Source organism: Labilithrix luteola (assembly GCF_001263205.1).
Taxonomy (GTDB): domain Bacteria; phylum Myxococcota_A; class Polyangia; order Polyangiales; family Polyangiaceae; genus Labilithrix; species Labilithrix luteola.
This window is the reverse complement of record NZ_CP012333.1, coordinates 3678635-3696066: the sequence shown is the minus strand read 5'-3', so window position 1 is coordinate 3696066 and position 17432 is coordinate 3678635. Positions and strand designations below refer to the sequence as shown.

The window sequence follows — 17432 nt, the reverse complement described above, 5'->3', positions numbered from 1 at the left end:
GAGCACGGCGCCGCTTTCCCCGACACGCAGCACGCGTAGGATGGAGCGTGCGATGAGTCTCTTCGATCCTCGTGTCCTCGGCGCGCCGTCGCGAGGAGTTCGACGTGAACGCGTCGAGAGTTCTCCACGCTTCAAAGACGGCCAGTTCCACAACACGCAACCGCTCGCCTCGAACATGGCGGGGCAACCGCTCGGCAAGCGCGTGTCGATCATCGGCGAGTTCTTCTTCGGGGGAAAACGACGCGTGCCGTCGATCGACATCCCCGTGCTCGATCCGCGCCCAGCATGGGCCAAGCCCGCCGAGACGGGCCTCCGTGCCACGTGGCTCGGGCATTCGACCGTTCTGCTCGAGATCGACGGCGTGCGTGTGCTCACCGATCCGGTCTGGGGAGATCGCGCATCGCCTTTCGCATGGACCGGACCTCGACGCTTTCATCGAGCCCCCGTCGCCGTGGAGGCACTGCCTCCCCTCGACGCCGTGCTCGTCTCGCACGACCACTACGATCACCTCGATTACCCGACGATCCTCGAGCTCGCGCGACGTGAGGTGCCGTTCTACACGTCCCTCGGCGTCGGCGCCCACCTCGAGGCGTGGGGCGTTTCGGCCTCGCGCATCACCGAGCTCGATTGGTGGGAAGAGGCCGTGATGCCGGGCGGCCACCTCTCCTTCAAGGCGACGCCGAGCCGGCACTTTTCGGGTCGAGGAAACGGCGCGAATCGCACGGCGTGGTCCTCGTGGGTGCTCCAGGGAGAGAATCACCGCGTCTTCTTCAGCGGCGACACGGGGCTCACGCGCGAGTTCGAGATCATCCGCGCCAACTGCGGCCCGTTCGATCTCGTGATGCTCGAGATCGGCGCCTTCGACCCGGCGTGGGGGGAGATCCATCTCGGCCCCGACAACGCGCTCGTCGCCCACGAGATGCTCGGCGGAGGAATGCTGCTTCCCGTGCATTGGGGCACGTTCGATCTGGCGCTCCACGCCTGGGACGATCCCGCCGAACGTATCTACACGCGCGCCGTCGAGAGCCGCGCGCGCATGGCCTTGCCGCGTGTCGGCGAAGCCATCGAGCCTGCGCGCGTCGACGACGTCGACCGAATCGCGACGTGGTGGCGTAGCCCTACTGCGGCGTGAGCAGCGGCGCGAGGTCTTCGGGCGTTCGGACAGGAAGGGAGCACGTCCGCCCGCGACACACGTAGGCCACGGGCACGTCCTTCGCGGGCTTGCCCTCGGCGAGGAGCGCGCATGCCTCGCGCGAGGCCGGATTGCGCTCGTCCAACCACGCGACGGTTCGATTCGGAATCCACGTGGCGAAGACCTCACGTGCGAGCGCTTGGGTTCGGGCGTCTCCTCGGGCCCCGACGAGGACTACGTCGACCGAGCCGCGCACGAGGCGATCCATCTCGCAAAGAGCCTGGCCGAAGCCCATCGGGTTGCTCGTCGCCTGCGGTGCGAGGCGCAAGAGCTCGCGTTCGACCATCGCGGCGTACTTGGTGTCCACGAGCGCACCGAGCCTCAAGAGCGCGCGGCACGCCATCGACACGCCGCTCGGAACGGCGCTGTCGAACGGATCCTTCGAGCGCGTGATGAGCGCTTCGCCGTCCTTCGGGGTGAAATAGAAGCCCTCGGCGTCCTCCCAGAAGGCGTCGATCATGCCGTCGACCAACGCACGCGCCGCCGCCACGCGCGTAGGATCGCCGGTGACCTCGTAGAGATCGAGCAGGGCGTTCGCAAGGTAGGCGTGGTCGTCGAGGAAACCCGGGCCCTTCACCACGTCGCCCTTCACGAGCCGCAGCGCACGCGCGTGTGCTCCCTGCGCGACGACGAGCTTCGACTGCACGAAGGCGCATGCGCGCTCCGCCGAATCGACGAGCGCGGGGTCGCCGAGAGCGGCACCGGCCTCGGCCATGGCGCCGATCATCAGTGCGTTCCAGCTCGTGAGGATCTTCTCGTCGCGGAACGGCTTCACACGCTTCTCGCGGGCTTCGAACAGCGCTTTTCGGGCGCGATCGAGCGCAGCCCGCACCTCCTCCTCGCTCCGATCGAGCCTTGCCGCAATGGCACCGATGGGCTGCGATTCGTGAAGCACGGTCTTGCCTGTCGCGCGTCCGTGCTCCTCGAAATTCCCCTCGGGGCGCACGCCGTAGTACGCGAGAGCGACCTTCGCCGCGTCTTCGTCCGCCCCGAGCGCCTCGCGAACCTCGGCGGGATCCCAGACGAAGAACTTCCCCTCCTCCCCTTCGCTGTCCGCGTCTTGCGTGGCGTAGTAGCCGCCGCTCGGGTCGGTCATCTCGCGCCTCGAATACGACGCAATGGCGCGCGCCGTATCCGCAAAGAGCGGCGCGCCGAAGACGCGATGGCCATCGACGTACGACCGCAGGAGCAGCGCGTTGTCGTACAGCATCTTCTCGAAGTGCGGGACGAGCCAGCGTTCGTCGGTCGAGTAGCGGTGGAACCCGTCGCCGAGATGATCCCAGATCCCGCCGCGTCGCATCGACTCGAGCTGGAGCCTCGCCGCATCGCGCGCAACGCCATCTCCTTCGAGGACGCCACGCCGGAGCACCACCTCGAGCGGCATCGTGTTCGGAAACTTCGGCTTGTCGCCGAAGCCGCCGTTACGCGCGTCGACGCGGCGGAGAAGCAGGCGGGAGACACGCTCCAGCAAATCGGGCCCGAGCGGCGCGGCCTCGGAGACGTCCGCAGCCGCTCCCCGCGAGACTTCGGCAATGGCTCGCGTGAGCTCGGCGGCCTGCTCTTGCACCTCGTCATGCTTCTCGCGGTAAGCCTGCGAGAGCGCGAGAAGCACCTTGCCGAAGCCCGGCATGCCGTAGCGGTCCGAAGGCGGGAAGTACGTTCCCCCGAAGAATGGCTTTTGCGCGGGCGTCAGAAACACCGTCAGAGGCCAGCCGCCGCTTCGCCCCATGAGCTGCACGACGAGCTGATAGATCTGATCGAGGTCCGGCCGTTCTTCACGGTCGACTTTGATGCACACGAAATGCTCGTTCATGAGCGCCGCGATGGCTTCGTTCTCGAAGCTCTCGTGCTCCATGACGTGGCACCAGTGGCAAGCCGAGTAGCCAATGGAGAGGAGAATCGGCACGTCGCGCCGCTTGGCCTCCGCCAGCGCTTCGTCACACCACGGCCACCAATCGACCGGATTCCGTGCATGCTGCAACAGATAGGGAGATGCCTCGGCGGCAAGACGATTCGGCATGCGTAGGTTCTAACCATGCCTATGCCAGGGCGACCACCCAGCGCACCACCGCGCGGCAACGCTCGTGACGTGCTATTTCTCCGGAGCGACCTGATGCGCAAGTCGGCCTCGATCCCGCAGAACCGCCCGCAGAACCGCCCGCAGAACGGCGAACCGGCACGAGCCGAGGCGGCGCGAGCCGAGGCGGCGCGTGCTCCCCGAGCAACGGCGGCCAGGGCCAGCGCGCCCACGTCGAAGCCCCAACCGAGCGCCTCACAGGTGGACCCGGTGCAAACGGCGCGAGCGGCCATGCTCGACGGGGTCGGGCGTGAGATCGCAGCGAGCTTTCCCGGCATCACGAGGCTCGGCGGGCAAATCGTCGCCGCCCTGTACCTCGAGGGCGCCCCCCTCTCGATGGACGAGCTCAGCGAAATGCTCGGCCGGTCCAAGAGCAACGTCTTCGCGAACCTTCGTGCACTCGAGGCCGCGGGAATCGCCGTTCGACAGCGCGCGTCGGGCACGCGTCACGACACGTTCGCGCTGCGAGGAAAGTACCCGGACGTCGTCGTCGGCGCTTACCTCTCACGCCTCCGGCGCGTGGTCGTCGACAAGGTCTCGCTCTGCAACCGCTCCCTCGAGCTTCTCGGCGAGGCCGAGGGCGACGAAGCCGACGCGCTGCGCGACAAGCTCACCTCGCTGAGGCGCAAGTACGAGCGCTTTGCGACGGTCTTCGCCGACATCGTTCCGATGACGGACGGCCCGGTCGACCTCGAAGAGATCATCGACGCCGTTCCCGAAACGATGATGCAGATGCTCGCCGCGATGGCGAAGCGCGCGCTGGCCCGCTCCCCGTCGTCGCCGTCGGGAACGACGACGAGCGGAGAACCTCAGCGCGCCACGACCGCCATCAAGCGGCCGTGATCTCGACGCGCAGGAGCTTGCGGCCGACGAACAGGTAGTCGCCATGGCCGAGCTCGCGCTCGTTCTTGAGGCGCACGTACGTGCCGTTGCGGCTGTTGAGATCGGTGAGGACGAGCGCGCTGCCCGTGTCTTCCAAACGGCAGTGCGAAGCGCTCATGTAGAGGTCGCTCGGGAAGTTCAGATCGCCGCCCTCACGGCCGATCTGAAGGCTCGAACCGCGCGCGCACACCGTCATCCCCGGCGCACCGCCCTGGAGCATCTGCGTGATGCGGAAAGGGCTCTGGTGCTTCGGCGACGAATAGAAATACGTGCCGTCCGGTCCTGGCGTGTCGTTCAACAGCGGCTTCGACTCGAGGATGAACACCTGCTCGCCCGCGAGGAAGTAATCGCCCGGCTCGATGTCGACCGAGCCCTTCACGCGAAGGTACACGCCGTTGACCGACCCCTCGTCGCGCACGACGAGCTTGCCGTTGCGGTAGAAGAAGTTCGCGTGCTTCGGCGAGACGAACGGATCGTCCGGGAAGACGAGCTGACCGCTGCGACCGACGATGTGCTGGTCGGCGTTCAGCTGGTAGCTGAGGCCCTCGACGCCCTCGCCGCGAATGAGAATGAGCTTCGCTTTACCGGGCGCCTGGAGCTGACCGAAGAATTGCGTCCGCGCGTTGAGGATCTCCGCAGGCACGGCTGCGCCACAGCGACCACAAAACTTGTGACCGAGCGGAACGGCGGTAGAGCAGGAGCGGCAGACGAAGTTCTTCGCTTGATCCATGAGTTCCTCGACGGACTTGGGCTTGGACGGCTTCGGCGGCGTGAACGCGCGACGAGTGCCTGGCCGCAAAGGCGGAGACACGGCGTCCGGGGGTGCCGCTGACTCGAGATCGACTTCGAAGATGGCATCCGGGAAGTGCGGGTCGCGCGGCGCCGGCGCATCGGACGCCGAGACCATCTTCACCGTCACCGGACCACGAGCGTTTTGCACGCCGTGAACCGACGACGACGAGACCGCCACCGAGACGGACGGATCCTGGGCAGGCGGCGTTTCGAGTGCGAGCGCGTTCCCGCACGATGCGCACGCTGAAGTGCCTAGCGCTGCGTACTCGTCACAACGCCCACAAACGATGCCGATCTCGAAATCCACGAGCGCGCAGAGCTTAGCAAAAAGTGGGGGGAAGGGGGATTTTGGGGTGGGCGCCGGCCTGCGTCGTCCGAGGAGGCCTTGGCCCGTAGGAACGGTCCCGATTCGCGTGCCGATTCGAGCGAAAGCGCGGGCTTTTCCCGTCGATCCTCACCACAGTACCGTGAAGCGGCGGGATCCGTCGGCATAGGTGTCGCCCCAGAGCCGGTACAGAACATGTTCGCAGGTCGATGCGTCGACCAGCCCGTAGTCGCGCGAATCCTGGTGGAGATGGCGATTATCGCTCACCAGGTAGAGCTTCCCGGACTCCACCGTCGAGGCGCCGCCACCCTCGGGATAGTCACGGTTCACGAGCGCGCTGTAGGTGAAGGCGCCGTTCTCCTCCACGACACAGGTGAGCTCAGTCTCCTGGCCCGAAACGGGGTGAACCACGCGCTCGGACGGGCAGCCGTGCCGGGTCGCCACCGGCTTGCCGTTCACGCTCACGCTTTCGTTTCGCATTTCGACCCGATCGCGGCCCTCGCCGAAGACTCGTCCTACGACGTAGGTCTCACTCGCGAGGGGATGCAGGCAGCGGGCAAGCTGGCCTACGCGAGGCACCGAACCGCGCTGCACGAGGATGCGATCCCCCGGCTTGAGCGTCGGCTGGATCGAGGCAGCGAAGCTCGTGTCGGTTCCGGGAACGACCCAGGTGTCGACCACGAACAGGTAAAGCAAGAGCCCGATCGCCCCCAGGATGGCAACGATCCACCAGGCTCCACGTACGAAAGACTCCACGATCGGATCGTACCGAGCCCGAAGGGCGAACGAGAAAAGATCGGCATTCCGAGACCGTCGGCCGACGGCGGATCACCCGTGGGCGCTCACCGTCTCTGCTGACCTTGCACGACCGGCGAGCGGTATTTCGAGGGCAACCTCCGCGCCCACGACCTCGGAGCCGGTCCCGAGATTGCGCGCCGAGACGGTTCCGCCATGGGCCTCGACGATGCGACGCACCAAGGCCAAGCCAAGCCCGATGCCGTGGGGGCTCGACGCGTCTCGGGGCGAACGGGCCGCATCACCGCCCATCACGAACGGTTCGAACGCACGCGGCAAGAGCGTCTCGGGAAACCCGGGCCCCTCGTCGGACACGGTGATGCGTACCCCGCCTTCGGCGCCCGTGACCCTCACCACGAGCGGCGAGCCCTTGGGATGTCCATGCGCCCACGCGTTCGCGAAGACGTTGTGGAGGGCCCGGCCGAGGAGAGCGCCGTCGATGTCGACCTCCACCTCTTCACTCACCAGCGCATCGAGCTCGATGGGTCCGTTGGTTTCGGAGGCGATGCGCGAGCGCAGCCATGGGAGGAGCGCCTTCGTCTCCCGACGCACGTCGGCGAGGCCCGCCCGGGCCGATGCAAGCAGGTCTCCGAGAATGGCGTCGACCTCCACGAGCTGTCGATCGACGTCGTCGAGCGCCTTCGGAATTCGCGCCGCCTGCGCCCCTCCGTCCTCCACCCCTTCCCGCGCAATCTCGAGCGCTACGCGCGCGCGGCCCAGCGGAGAACGAAGCTCGTGGCTGATCGCAGCCAGAAGCTCGCGCTGCTCGAGAACCACCCTCGCGATCCGATCCGCCATCGTATCGAAGGCGCGCCCGACGTCCCGCACCTCGTCGGCGACCCAGCGATGCGGGAGCTTGTCGATGCCGGTTCGAGCTTCGAGATCGCCTCCGCCGAAGCGCGTGGCCGTGGACGCAAGGTGTTCGAGCGGACGCGCCAGGCGCTTCGACACACGACGGGCAGCGGCGCCGAGAACGAAGAGGGCCACGCCGAGCGCGACGAAGACGCGCCAAAACTGCGGCCGAATCGCCGTATTTCGGAGCTCCAGCGCGCCGACCAGCGTGCCGTCTTTGACGACCGGAAAGTAGGCCACGCCGTCTTCGAACACCATGCCCGTCGGCGCCCTCGGAACCCGGCCCTGGAAGACGCGCACGTCGCGTCGCACGCGCAAATCGAGGCCCGTCGTGTCGCGGAGCTCGGCCACGTATTCCTCGGTCGCTTTGGGATCGTCCCAGATGCGCGCGAGTCGGTGTTGGACGTGACGCGAGACCACGCGCGTCGGACCCTCGTTCGACTCGGTGTTCGTGAAGTACGCGGTGAGCGTGCTCGCGCCGATAGCCAGGATGATGGCGCCGAGAAACCAGGCGAGAAGACGGAACTGAAGACGTCGAAGGCGACTGCGCCGCGCCGAGTGCCGTCCGTGCGCGCCCGATTTCGAGGCCCAAGGAGGCCGGTGGCGCAGCCTCACACGCGCCCGTTCTTTCGCGCCGGCACGGCGAGCACGTAGCCCACGCCGCGAACCGTCTTGATGAGGCGTGGATCTTTGGGATCCTCTTCGAGCTTCTGACGAAGCCGACTCACGTGCACGTCGAGCGAGCGATCGACCGACGGATCGTAGGACGCCTTGCCTTGCGCCGGCTCGCGCGCCTCGCTGGCGAGCTCCTCCCGCGTCACGGTTTCACCGGCGCGACGGGCCAGCACGACGAGAATGCGAAACTCGAACGAGGTGAGAACCACCTCCGTTCCTTCGCGACGGACCACGCGCGCTCCCACGTCGATTTCGAGCGGCCCCGCGCGGAGCGTCTCGGACGCGGCTGCAGCTGGTACGGACGCGGAGAGCGGTGCCGGACGAGCCCTTCGCAACACGGCGCGCACGCGGGCGAGAAGCTCGCGTGGGTTGAAGGGCTTGGGAACGTAGTCGTCGGCGCCGATCTCGAGGCCGACGATGCGGTCGGCGTCGTCTCCCCTCGCCGTCAGCATCACCACGGGCACGTCGGGCGTGGACGACGCACGAATGCGGCGACACACCTCGAAGCCATCGATCCCGGGAAGCATCACGTCGAGGAGCACGACGTCGAACGGCTCACGCGCAAGCGCGTCGAGGCCGTCCGCCCCGTTGTCCACGTGGTTGAGCTCCACGTCGTGCGAGCCCAGATAGTCCGCGAGGAGGCGCGCCAGATCGCGATCATCGTCGACGAGGAGCGCGCGAATCATGGCTTAGAGCGGCCCGTATACGGTCACGGCCGCCCGCAGATGGTTTTGCGCGCGAAGCGCGTACGGCCCGTCCGGATGGGTGGAGAGCCAGCTTCGGAACGACTCGATCGACAGGTCGTAGCGGCCCGCTCGGTAGTAGGCCACACCGAGCGCGAAGGCCGTGGGGTACTCGGGATCGAGCGCGCCGAGCTTCTTGATCTTGTCGACCCGCCACATCTCGAGCGAGCGACGCTCGTCGACGTCGACGCGATCACATTCACCCTCTGTCCTGGCCGCCGCCCTCCGCGCTTCGAGCGCGGAACGCTGGCTCTCGGCCACGTGCGGATGCGCGAGATAGAGACTGTAGAGGGCGCGCTGTTCGTCGAGCGTGGGTTGAAAGAGGCTCAGCTGCTCCACGCCGGCAACGGCATTCCAAACGACCTTGAAGGCAACGCGACGCTGCGCGGGCGTGAGCAGGACGTCGTTGCCCGAAATCCACCCCGCGTCGCGCATGCGATCGATGAAGCCTCCGCCGAGCTCCTGGAGATCGGGCGAGACGACACCGGTGCTTTCGAAACGGCTGACCTCGTTCAGGAACGCATCGAGCTGAACCGCGCGAAGCGTGAGCACGTCGGAGGGACCTGTCTGACGCGTCCCGATCACCGTGCGCGCGTCGTCGATGGCCGCGCGTGCAGCGACCGCATCTTCTTCGGTCGGCTTGCCGCCCTGCAGCGCGTTGAATGCGCGAATCGCACTTCCCAACGCGAGAACGTCCCCCGGCAGACGCGTCGACTTCGCGCCTTGCACGCGCATCGCTTCGTCGTGAGAAATCGCATCGAGCGCGCGCTCGTCGATCTCCGGAAGCGGAACGTCCACGGGCGGCGCCGAACGCGGCAGCATCAAGACGCCCATCATCACGAAGAAGCCGACCGGCACGAGCGCGAGCCAGCGACCGCCGCTATGAGAATGGGGATGGGCATGGGGACGCGTTGCGTCGCGTCGCGTGCCGACGAACGTCTCGAGCAACTTCGAGGAGACCGACTTGTCGGTCGAGCGAGCACGTGCGCGCGCAAGAGCACGCTCGACACTCGGCGGAAGCGCCTGTGAGCGCGCGCGATCTCCTCTTTCCTTGTCGTCGTCCGCCACGTGCTGATGGTACCATCGCAGATTCCGAGGAGGCTCCTGGTGATCGAACAGCGTCGCTATGCACGCGCCACCATCGACTGCACGCTGTCCTTCGTGATCAAAGGTCAAGCGGACGCCCACGAAGGCGTCGGTAAGGACATTTCCGTCGGCGGCATGTTCATCGAAACCGTGCAGCCGGCTCGATTCGGCGCGGAAGTCGTGGTGCATGTGAAGCTGCCGGGAGCCTCGGAGACCTTTGCGCTTCCGGGCACCGTCCGCTGGGTTCGCGACGGCGGCATGGGCGTGCAGTTCGGCTTGCTCGGTGCGGCGCCGACCCACGTCATCACCGAAATCAGCCGTAACCGCGGCTGAGCTCGAGCGAACGAGCTAGTACGAGAACTCGATCGGGACGCTCACGCTTCCCGACTCGTCGAGCTTGAGCTTGTAGATCACGCTCGCTGCGCACGACTGGATCTCCGGCATGAGCGGCGGGTCGAACTGCGCCGACTCGATCTCGCCGTTCGCACGCACCTTGAGGTGCAGTGAGCTCGTCACCGTCACGCGCACGTCGGCCGCGCGACGCTTGCCGGCTGCGCACTCGCGGACGGCCGCGGCAACGGCTTCGCGGCGGGACGTCCCTTTCGGCACGGACGGCGATGCGGTCACGCCCTCCGCGTGCGGCGTGGAAGGCTTGGCGGCAGTCGGAGCGGCGACGGGCGGCGACGGCGAATCTTGCGGCTCGCTCGGCTCGACGACGGCGTTCGAGTCACGCGCTGCAGTCGTCGCGACCGCCGTTGCTCGCGGGGCCGCGGCCACGAGGTCGGGATGCGCGATTGCCAGCGCCGTCCGCACGCGATCCGGCGTGTGGTCGACGCGAAGTGAGCCGTCGAGATCGGCGATGTCGAACTCGACGTGCGCGGGCGCCGTTACGAGCGTTCCGTACGTCGAGCCCGTGCGCGGCGGCCTGCCGATCGAGACCACGCCTTCGGTCAGGTCGACGACGACACGCCCATTCGTGCGGGTCACGCGCAGGTGCGTTCCGTGGACGGCAACGCGCACGAGCGCAGAGCCCGACGCGACGTCGACGGCGAACGCTTCACCCTGCGGAACGGGCGTGACCTGAGCCTCGATCGCTCCTTCTTCGAGGCCGAGCACGAGCGGCTCCCCTGCCGACTTCACGCGCGCTCGCGCGACACGAGCTTCGGCCGCGGACTCGAGCTCGGGATGCGCACGTTCGAGAACCCAAGAGACCTTGCGTGGTCGCTCGAGCACGGCGCGCGAGCCATCGACTTCGAGCACGTCGCCGGCACGAAGAACCTGGCCGATCGAAGCGCTCTCGCCGGCAACGCGCACGTCGCCCGTGCCTTCCGTCGCGCGCAGCGCACCGGCTATCGCTTCGGAAGGCGCCGCATGATTCGTATCGACGAGAAGCGATTCGGCGACGGCGGACTCGGGCACCGACGACACGGCCTCGCGACGCACGACGATGGCCACCGCCGCCGCCGCGGCGAGCGCCAACGCTCCACCGCGCATCAGGCGCGTACGCAGCGACGACGCTCGCAAGTCCTCGACCAGCGGCGCCTGCTCGGCCTCGATGCGCTTCATCATGGACGCTTCGATCGCGTCGAAATCGACCGCACCGGGCAGATAGGCGTCCTTCGCCTCCTGCACCACGCGATCGAGGGGCGCTTCCCGGAGATCGTCGTGCTCCGTCATGGCGCATCCTCTTCTTCCTGCGGCTTGGCGGCGCGCGCCGAGCGCTTTCCCTTGGCGCTCTTCTCGTTCGATTCACTCGCGCTCGCGTCGGCGACGCTGGCGAGGTTCGCGAGCGCTGGCTCTTCGGCAAACATCGCTTCGAGCTCGCGGCGCGCGTAGAACAGTCGCGTGCGCACCGTCAGAACGGGCGCTCCGACGACGTCCGAAATCTCGGACGGCGACATCCCTTCGAGCTCGTGCAAAACGAAAACGATACGCTTCTTGTCGGCGAGGCGCGCGAGGATCCGTTCGAAGGCCCGCATGCGCTCGCGGCGCTCGGCATCGTCGTCCGGAAGCACCTGCTCCGCGTCGGCGACGGTCTCGTTCGAGGCCTCTTCAGTGAGGACCGGGCGGCTTCGCGCCGATCGCCGGTGCATGAGCACCACATTCACCGTGACGCGGTGGAGCCAGGTCGAGAACTTCGACTGCCCTCGGAAGTCCTTGAGGCTCCGGAAGACCTGCACGAAGACTTCCTGGATGACGTCCTCGAGATCCGCCGTTCCGCTGAGCATGCGGTAAACGAGCCGTGCGACATCGGCGCGGTGGCGGACGAAGAGCGCTTTGAACGACACCGCGTCGCCCGCGGCTGCACGCCGAACCAACGCGTCTTCGTCGGGCCCAACGTGCTCGCGCTCCGCCGTGTGTGCGAGTGTCGCAGCTGGGCTCGCCTTCGCTCGAGCGGCAGGCATAACCCGACCCGGTAGCACCCCCGGCGGCGTCAACAGCGGCAGAACGTCCGAAGCGACGGTCACAGAAGGTTCGGTGCCCGAACCCTCGGGCGCGTTCACCGCGTGAGGTGCACGAACGTGGCTCGCGTGGCTCGCGTCACCCTCGCCCCGGGGCCCCTCCACTGCTTCTGGACTCCGTCCGCTCGGTTTGGAGGTGCCGCGCGACGTCATGGGCGTGTGGGCGGAGCGCGCCTGCAGGGGCACTCCATCGAACGCCGCAGCCTCGTCAGCTCGAGGTCGTACGGCGCTTTCGGTTGATGAATTCGTGCGTATCGAAAAGAACCACGGTGACGGCGACGACGAGCGCGATCATGCCCATGCCGTAAGGCTGCACGGCATGGGCATGCTGGGACCAGTTTTCGACGCCCTTCTCGTCGGGAGGCTCGTCGCGAGCCGCGCGGAGAGGCGATCAGAACAGGGTCTTGAGTTCGACCTTGTCCTTCTTCTTCTGCTCGAGGACGTGGTTGACGGCGCGGAGAATGCGCTGCTTGGTGGGGCCGCTGATCGTGGCCTTGCCGCTCAGCGCCGCGTTGAGTGCGCGCTGCGTGACCGAACGACCCGAACGGGGCTTCCCGGCGGGGGCCTCCTTCTTGTCGGCTCCTTCGCCCTTCGACTGGCGCTTGGCGAGCTTGAGATCGCGGTCGCTGCGCTGCAGCGTCTCGAGCTTGTGCGAAACGGCAATGATGCGCGCGGGGTTGAGCTTGTTTTCGGTGATGAACGTCGAGAACTTGGTGTCGGCCATGATTGGAAGGTGCAGCTTTAGTCTGCGTCGGGCCCGCCGTCACCCTGAACATCTGGTCCGCCCCCGTCCCCCGAGTCGTCTCCGCCGTCCCGGCAGGGTCGAATGACGAGGTCCCACAGGCCGCCGACACACGAAGCCACGGCCGTGTTGACGCTGGCGTCAGGTGCGTCGCAATCCACACTTCCATAGGTACAGGTCGCGAACTCCGGCCAGCACGGCGGGCAAGCTCCCTCCGGCGGTGCCGGAGGACAAACCGGCGATGGGGTGGGGTTCTTCCCGTAGCGCCACACGCCACGCGTGCAGCGAACGAGCTTCGAACCACAGCCGCCAAAATCGCAAGCCGTGCCTTCGGGGACGAGGCAAACCGTCCCTTCGACCGGCGGATCCTGCGGGCATCCGGCACGTTCGGTTCCGCTGTCGCCGTCACCGGAGACGAGACTTTCGCCCTCGCCGGATCCACTTTCACCGCATGGCGCGGCGATCGTTGCAGACGCAACCATCGCCGCAAAAAGCTGCGCCAAACGGCCCGATCGAAACCTCGCCACAATCCCCGTCGAATGCCCCGTCGAATGCCCGCACGCGACGCCGCTTTTCTCGCGGCACGCACGTGCATCCGAGGGGGGCTTCATCCCCGGAAGAATAGAGCTATAAGGGCGCTTCACAAGGAGTCAGACCATCATGTCGCTCGCCCCCGTGTACATCGTCTCGGCCACCCGGACCCCCATCGGCGCGTACCTCGGCTCGTTGTCCTCGCTGACGGCACCGCAGTTGGGCGCGGCCGTGATCAAGGCCGCGCTCGAGCGCGCGAAGGTCTCCCCCGACCAGGTCGGTGAAGTCTTCATGGGCAACGTGCTCTCGGCCGGCATCGGTCAGGCGCCCGCCCGCCAGGCGATGCGCTTCGCCGGCCTCCCCGACAATGTCCCCGCCACCACGGTGAGCAAGGTCTGCGGCTCGGGCATGCAGGCGCTCATCTTCGGCGCAAAGACCATCGCCCTCGGCGACTCGGACATCGTCGTTGCCGGCGGTATGGAGTCGATGTCGAACGTGCCCTACTACGCGATGCAGGCCCGCCAGGGTTACCGCATGGGCAACGCCCCCTTCGTCGACGGCATGATCCACGACGGCCTTTGGGATCCGTACGCGAACGTCCACATGGGCACCTGCGGTGACAAGACCGCGGCCGAGTACAAGGTCTCGCGCGAGGCGCAGGACGAGTTCGCGAAGGAGAGCTTCCGCAAGGCCCTCTCGGCCCAGAAGGAAGGCCAGTTCGACGCGGAGATCACCCCCGTTGCCGTTCCGCAGCGCAAGGGCGACCCCGTCATGGTGAAGCTCGACGAGGGTCCGGCCAAGGGCGACCCCGCGAAGATCGGCGGCCTCAAGCCCGCCTTCAGCAAGGACGGCACGATCACCGCGGCGAACGCCTCGTCGATCAACGACGGCGCGAGCGCTCTCGTTCTCGCCAGCGAAGCGGCCGTGAAGAAGCACGGTCTCTCGCCCCTCGCGCGCATCGTCGGCTACGGCAGCGCGGCGCAGGCGCCCGAGTGGTTCACCACGGCCCCCGCGAAGGCCATGGACTCGACGCTCGCGAAGGTCGGTCTGACGCCGAACGACATCGACCTCGTCGAGATCAACGAAGCCTTCGCCGTCGTCGCGATGGTGTCGGCGCAGCTCTCGAAGCTCGACCCCGCGAAGGTCAACGTCCGCGGCGGCGCGGTGGCCCTCGGTCACCCGATCGGCGCGAGCGGCGCGCGCATCGTCACCACGATGCTCCACGCCCTGAAGGACATGAACAAGAAGCGCGGCCTCGCCAGCATCTGCATCGGCGGCGGCGAAGCGCTCGCCATGGTGCTCGAGCGCGCCTGAGTTCGAAGTATGCGCCCGCGGGAGCTGTCGGCCACGCTGAGCCTCTTTCCGGCGAAGACGCCGACGCTCCCTCCCGCGACGCACACCAATAGCTATGCCCTTGGCGGGCGCGACGTCCTTCTCGTCGAACCCGCCACCCCTTACGAGAGCGAGCAGCGCGCATTCATCGAATGGGCGCGCTCGCTCGTTTCACATGGGCGGAAGCTCGTCGGGATCGTTCCGACGCACCACCATCGTGACCACGTGGGCGGGCTCGCCACGTTCTCGCGCGAGCTCGGAGTGCCGGTCTGGGCGCACGAGGAAACGGCCGCGAGGCTCGAGCCGGAAGCTCGGACGTGCGTCACGCGCTTTCTGGCCGAGGGCGACACGATCCTCCTCGACGGTCTGCGCCCCGAAACCTGGCGCGTTCTCTTCACGCCCGGCCATGCGCCGGGGCACGTCTGCCTCTTCGAGGAGCACACGCGCACGGCGATCGTCGGCGACATGGTCGCCAGCGTCGGCACCATTCTCATTGCGCCCGACGAGGGCGACATGGAGCGGTATCTCGTCGAGCTCGAACGACTCGCGCAGCTGAACGCGTTCGTGGCCCTCCCCGCCCACGGCGAGCCCATCGACGAGCCGACGCAGCTCTTTCGCAAGTACATCGACCACCGCTTGATGCGCGAGGCCAAGGTCCTCGAGTCCGTGCGAAAAGTCGGCCCGAACGGCGCCGACGCCGCATCGCTCGTCCCCGTCGCCTACGACGACACGCCCCCGCACCTCTGGCCTCTCGCCAAGCTCAGTCTCGAGGCGCACCTCGCGAAGCTGGTTCGCGAAGGACGGGTGATCGCCGCCCACCGCGCGACGGATGCCGCGGAATTCTTCCGGGTGGTGTAGGCTTTTCCTCGTGTGGGAGCGAAGTTTCGTAGCGGTCAGTGTGCTGCTCGGCAGCACCCTTGAAGAGTCACTCTCGCAGTCGCTCTCGCTCTCGCAGACTCTCGGCGCCATGCCCGACGCGCGTGACGCGTCAATCACGCAACTTGGCGCCGAGCTGCGTGACTCGCGGCGTCAGGTGCGCGCCGCCGCGCTCGCATCGGTCGCGCAGGAAGTCGCGTTCGCCATCTCCGAGGTGACCTTGCGATGAGCATCGAACACGCGCGCATCATCAAAGGGGCCTTCGCGAGCGACCCGTCGTCGGCGAAGCACACGCATCCGCAAGAGACGCCACGTGTCGACCTCGCGCGACGAATCCCGCGCGCGACGCTCAACGGCATCGAGGAAGCCGAGCGCATCGTGCGCGAGGCCAAGGCACAGGCCACAGCGCTCGTCGACGAGGCACGCGCCGCCGTCGCCAAGCTTCAGTCCGAGGCGGCGACCGAAGCGCGCCGGCAAGAGGTCGCACGGGTGGCGGCCGAGCTCATTGCGGTCCGCGCTCTCGAAGAGCAGCGCCGCGAGCGCGAGCTCGATCGAACCGTCGAGCTCGCCGTTCTCCTCGCGGAGCGTCTCGTGGGAGAGGCGCTTCGCGTCGACCCGGCGAGGATCGCGAGCCTCGCGAGCGAGGCCCTCAGGGAGACGCGTGGAGCCCGCAAACTGCGGATCGAGGCGCACCCCGAAGACGTGCTCATGCTGACCGAAGCGCTCGGCCTCCTCGGCGCTCACGCTGCAGAGGTCTTCGGCAACGGCGAGCTCGGGCGTGGCTCACTGCTCGTGCAGACCGAGCTCGGCCGGCTCGATGCGCGGCTCGAACCCCAGCTCATGCGCCTCGCCGAGGCCCTCAAAGAAGTCCTACGCGCGCCTGCCGGCATCCAAGCGCGCATGGAGAACGCCGTCCGAAGCGGGGCCGAATGACCGAGGCTGCTGCCAAGCCCGCGTGGCGAACGAATCTCTTTCTCTTCCTCGCGACGATCGCGAGCGTGTTCGTCACCGGTTTCCTCACGATTGGGGGCGGAGCCCTCGAGGCGCCGCTGTCCAACCGCGCGGCTCTCGTTCGAGGCGCGCAATTCACCGCCACGCTGCTCTCGATCTTGGTCGCGCACGAGAGCGGTCACTACATCGCCGCGCGCATCCACAAGGTCGAGGCATCGCTCCCCTATTTCATTCCGCTGCCCCTGCTCAGCCCCTTCGGCACCATGGGCGCGGTCATCCGCATGCGCGGGCACATTCCCACGCGCCGTGCCCTGCTCGACATCGGCGCTTCGGGCCCGCTCGCCGGCCTCGTCTTCGCCATACCGCTTTACGTGTGGGGCGTCGCGCACTCACCGCTCGTCACCGTGAGCGGCGAAGGCACCGTGTGGTTCGGCGATTCGCTCCTGCTCAAGCTGATTCATCACTTCGTCGCGCCCCCGATCCCCGAGGGGATGGACATCGAGCTTTCGCCCATCGCGATGGGTGCGTGGGGCGGCCTCTTCGTCACGATGATCAACCTGCTGCCGGTCGGACAGCTCGACGGCGGACACGTGGCCTACGCCCTCTTCGGCCCCAAGCAGGATCGCTACGCGACGATCGTCCACCGATCGCTCCTCGCGTTCTTCTTCGTCATCGTGTTCGGCCATGTCGCGCGTGACGTGAAGGCCGGCTTGGGCCTCTATTACATGGGCCGTCACGTCGCGAACGCGATGTTCTGGCTCGTCTGGTTCGTGGTTCTCGCGATCCTCGGCGAGCTCGCCTCGCGCGGTCGCCCGGGCGCAACGAAGCCGCAGGCGATCACGATTCGTACCCGGGCGCTCTCCGTCGTCGGCTTGCTGGCCGTCTCCGTCGTGGCGCGCGATCACCACTCGCCGCTCTACGTGCTGGCGTTTTTCGCGGGCCTCGGTCTGCTCCTGACGATGGAGGCGAAGGGCGGCGTGCTCGCCAAGCACGACCTGCTCGATCACCCCTCGACGGGCAGCGCTCCGCTCGACAAGCCTCGCATGCTCGTCGCCATCGTCACGCTGCTGTTCTTCGTGCTCCTCTTCATGCCGGAGCCGTTCAGCATCACGTGACGTC

The 17432-nt window shown here is 67.4% G+C and carries 18 protein-coding genes; 8 read left to right on the top strand and 10 right to left on the bottom strand.

The features are described 5' to 3' along the window. Positions 1 to 52 precede the first annotated feature (52 nt). Entirely contained in the window at positions 53 to 1132 is a 1080-nt protein-coding gene (locus tag AKJ09_RS16510) for an MBL fold metallo-hydrolase (protein ID WP_146648165.1), read from the top strand. On the opposite strand, the gene AKJ09_RS16505 is transcribed toward AKJ09_RS16510, so the two are convergent. Continuing rightward, a complete protein-coding gene (locus tag AKJ09_RS16505; protein WP_146648164.1) occupies positions 1119 to 3212 on the bottom strand; it encodes a thioredoxin domain-containing protein in 2094 nt (697 codons plus the stop codon). The genes AKJ09_RS16510 and AKJ09_RS16505 overlap by 14 nt on opposite strands. A gap of 93 nt (positions 3213 to 3305) precedes the next feature. On the opposite strand from AKJ09_RS16505, the gene AKJ09_RS16500 reads away from it, so the two are divergent. After that, positions 3306 to 4112: a GbsR/MarR family transcriptional regulator gene (locus AKJ09_RS16500; protein ID WP_205633723.1), complete on the top strand. Its 807-nt coding sequence runs from the start codon at positions 3306 to 3308 to the stop codon at positions 4110 to 4112. On the opposite strand, the gene AKJ09_RS16495 is transcribed toward AKJ09_RS16500, so the two are convergent. The 5 genes from AKJ09_RS16495 to AKJ09_RS16475 form a co-directional block, all read right to left on the bottom strand. Beyond that, on the bottom strand, positions 4099 to 5250 hold the full coding sequence (locus AKJ09_RS16495) for an FHA domain-containing protein (protein ID WP_146648163.1): 1152 nt from the start codon (positions 5248 to 5250) through the stop codon (positions 4099 to 4101). The genes AKJ09_RS16500 and AKJ09_RS16495 overlap by 14 nt on opposite strands. A gap of 147 nt (positions 5251 to 5397) precedes the next feature. Beyond that, the gene (gene lepB / locus AKJ09_RS16490) at positions 5398 to 6024 is read right to left on the bottom strand and encodes a signal peptidase I (RefSeq protein ID WP_169927586.1); all 627 of its coding nucleotides are present in this window, start codon (positions 6022 to 6024) and stop codon (positions 5398 to 5400) included. Between the two features lie 72 nt (positions 6025 to 6096). After that, entirely contained in the window at positions 6097 to 7530 is a 1434-nt protein-coding gene (locus tag AKJ09_RS16485; RefSeq protein WP_146648161.1) for a HAMP domain-containing sensor histidine kinase, read from the bottom strand. After that, on the bottom strand, positions 7527 to 8276 hold the full coding sequence (locus AKJ09_RS16480; protein ID WP_146648160.1) for a response regulator transcription factor: 750 nt from the start codon (positions 8274 to 8276) through the stop codon (positions 7527 to 7529). The genes AKJ09_RS16485 and AKJ09_RS16480 overlap by 4 nt, the downstream gene beginning before the upstream one ends. Before the next feature lie 3 nt (positions 8277 to 8279). Further along, positions 8280 to 9401 (bottom strand): hypothetical protein, encoded by a 1122-nt coding sequence (locus tag AKJ09_RS16475; protein ID WP_146648159.1) that lies wholly within the window; start codon positions 9399 to 9401, stop codon positions 8280 to 8282. A 39-nt stretch (positions 9402 to 9440) separates the two neighbouring features. Here AKJ09_RS16475 and AKJ09_RS16470 point away from each other — a divergent pair, with 39 nt between their 5' ends. After that, positions 9441 to 9752 carry a PilZ domain-containing protein gene (locus tag AKJ09_RS16470; protein WP_169927585.1) on the top strand — a complete coding sequence of 104 codons (312 nt, stop codon included), beginning with the start codon at positions 9441 to 9443 and terminating at the stop codon, positions 9750 to 9752. Between the two features lie 15 nt (positions 9753 to 9767). On the opposite strand, the gene AKJ09_RS16465 is transcribed toward AKJ09_RS16470, so the two are convergent. The 4 genes from AKJ09_RS16465 to AKJ09_RS16450 form a co-directional block, all read right to left on the bottom strand. Then, positions 9768 to 11096 carry a FecR family protein gene (locus tag AKJ09_RS16465; RefSeq protein ID WP_146648157.1) on the bottom strand — a complete coding sequence of 443 codons (1329 nt, stop codon included), beginning with the start codon at positions 11094 to 11096 and terminating at the stop codon, positions 9768 to 9770. After that, entirely contained in the window at positions 11093 to 11824 is a 732-nt protein-coding gene (locus AKJ09_RS16460; protein ID WP_240488495.1) for an RNA polymerase sigma factor, read from the bottom strand. The genes AKJ09_RS16465 and AKJ09_RS16460 overlap by 4 nt, the downstream gene beginning before the upstream one ends. A gap of 448 nt (positions 11825 to 12272) precedes the next feature. Then, positions 12273 to 12605, bottom strand: a complete 333-nt coding sequence (locus AKJ09_RS16455) for a hypothetical protein (RefSeq protein ID WP_146648155.1) — start codon at positions 12603 to 12605, stop codon at positions 12273 to 12275. Between the two features lie 17 nt (positions 12606 to 12622). Further along, a complete protein-coding gene (locus AKJ09_RS16450) occupies positions 12623 to 13105 on the bottom strand; it encodes a hypothetical protein (protein ID WP_146648154.1) in 483 nt (160 codons plus the stop codon). 178 nt (positions 13106 to 13283) lie between these two features. Between AKJ09_RS16450 and AKJ09_RS16445 the strand changes: the two genes are divergently transcribed. Genes AKJ09_RS16445 through AKJ09_RS16425 form a run of 5 tightly spaced genes read left to right on the top strand, consistent with a single transcriptional unit; the run spans position 13284 to position 17428 of the window. After that, positions 13284 to 14468: a thiolase family protein gene (locus tag AKJ09_RS16445; protein WP_146648153.1), complete on the top strand. Its 1185-nt coding sequence runs from the start codon at positions 13284 to 13286 to the stop codon at positions 14466 to 14468. Between the two features lie 9 nt (positions 14469 to 14477). Continuing rightward, entirely contained in the window at positions 14478 to 15344 is an 867-nt protein-coding gene (locus AKJ09_RS16440) for an MBL fold metallo-hydrolase (protein ID WP_146648152.1), read from the top strand. A gap of 10 nt (positions 15345 to 15354) precedes the next feature. Further along, entirely contained in the window at positions 15355 to 15591 is a 237-nt protein-coding gene (locus AKJ09_RS16435) for a hypothetical protein (protein ID WP_146648151.1), read from the top strand. Next, positions 15588 to 16295 carry a FliH/SctL family protein gene (locus AKJ09_RS16430; RefSeq protein ID WP_146648150.1) on the top strand — a complete coding sequence of 236 codons (708 nt, stop codon included), beginning with the start codon at positions 15588 to 15590 and terminating at the stop codon, positions 16293 to 16295. Before AKJ09_RS16435 ends, AKJ09_RS16430 begins: the two co-directional genes overlap by 4 nt. After that, a complete protein-coding gene (locus AKJ09_RS16425) occupies positions 16292 to 17428 on the top strand; it encodes a site-2 protease family protein (RefSeq protein WP_146648149.1) in 1137 nt (378 codons plus the stop codon). The genes AKJ09_RS16430 and AKJ09_RS16425 overlap by 4 nt, the downstream gene beginning before the upstream one ends. The last annotated feature ends 4 nt before the right edge of the window (positions 17429 to 17432 follow it).

Bases quoted from the DNA above. Each gene is read 5' to 3' on its own strand.
- AKJ09_RS16445 (WP_146648153.1), top strand. From the start codon at position 13,284: ATGTCGCTCGCCCCCGTGTACATCGTCTCGGCCACCCGGACCCCCATC.
- AKJ09_RS16430 (WP_146648150.1), top strand. From the start codon at position 15,588: ATGAGCATCGAACACGCGCGCATCATCAAAGGGGCCTTCGCGAGCGAC.
- AKJ09_RS16440 (WP_146648152.1), top strand. From the start codon at position 14,478: ATGCGCCCGCGGGAGCTGTCGGCCACGCTGAGCCTCTTTCCGGCGAAG.
- AKJ09_RS16465 (WP_146648157.1), bottom strand. From the start codon at position 11,096: ATGACGGAGCACGACGATCTCCGGGAAGCGCCCCTCGATCGCGTGGTG.
- AKJ09_RS16480 (WP_146648160.1), bottom strand. From the start codon at position 8,276: ATGATTCGCGCGCTCCTCGTCGACGATGATCGCGATCTGGCGCGCCTC.
- AKJ09_RS16425 (WP_146648149.1), top strand. From the start codon at position 16,292: ATGACCGAGGCTGCTGCCAAGCCCGCGTGGCGAACGAATCTCTTTCTC.
- AKJ09_RS16510 (WP_146648165.1), top strand. From the start codon at position 53: ATGAGTCTCTTCGATCCTCGTGTCCTCGGCGCGCCGTCGCGAGGAGTT.
- AKJ09_RS16505 (WP_146648164.1), bottom strand. From the start codon at position 3,212: ATGCCGAATCGTCTTGCCGCCGAGGCATCTCCCTATCTGTTGCAGCAT.
- AKJ09_RS16450 (WP_146648154.1), bottom strand. From the start codon at position 13,105: ATGGTTGCGTCTGCAACGATCGCCGCGCCATGCGGTGAAAGTGGATCC.
- AKJ09_RS16500 (WP_205633723.1), top strand. From the start codon at position 3,306: ATGCGCAAGTCGGCCTCGATCCCGCAGAACCGCCCGCAGAACCGCCCG.
- AKJ09_RS16460 (WP_240488495.1), bottom strand. From the start codon at position 11,824: ATGCCTGCCGCTCGAGCGAAGGCGAGCCCAGCTGCGACACTCGCACAC.
- AKJ09_RS16455 (WP_146648155.1), bottom strand. From the start codon at position 12,605: ATGGCCGACACCAAGTTCTCGACGTTCATCACCGAAAACAAGCTCAAC.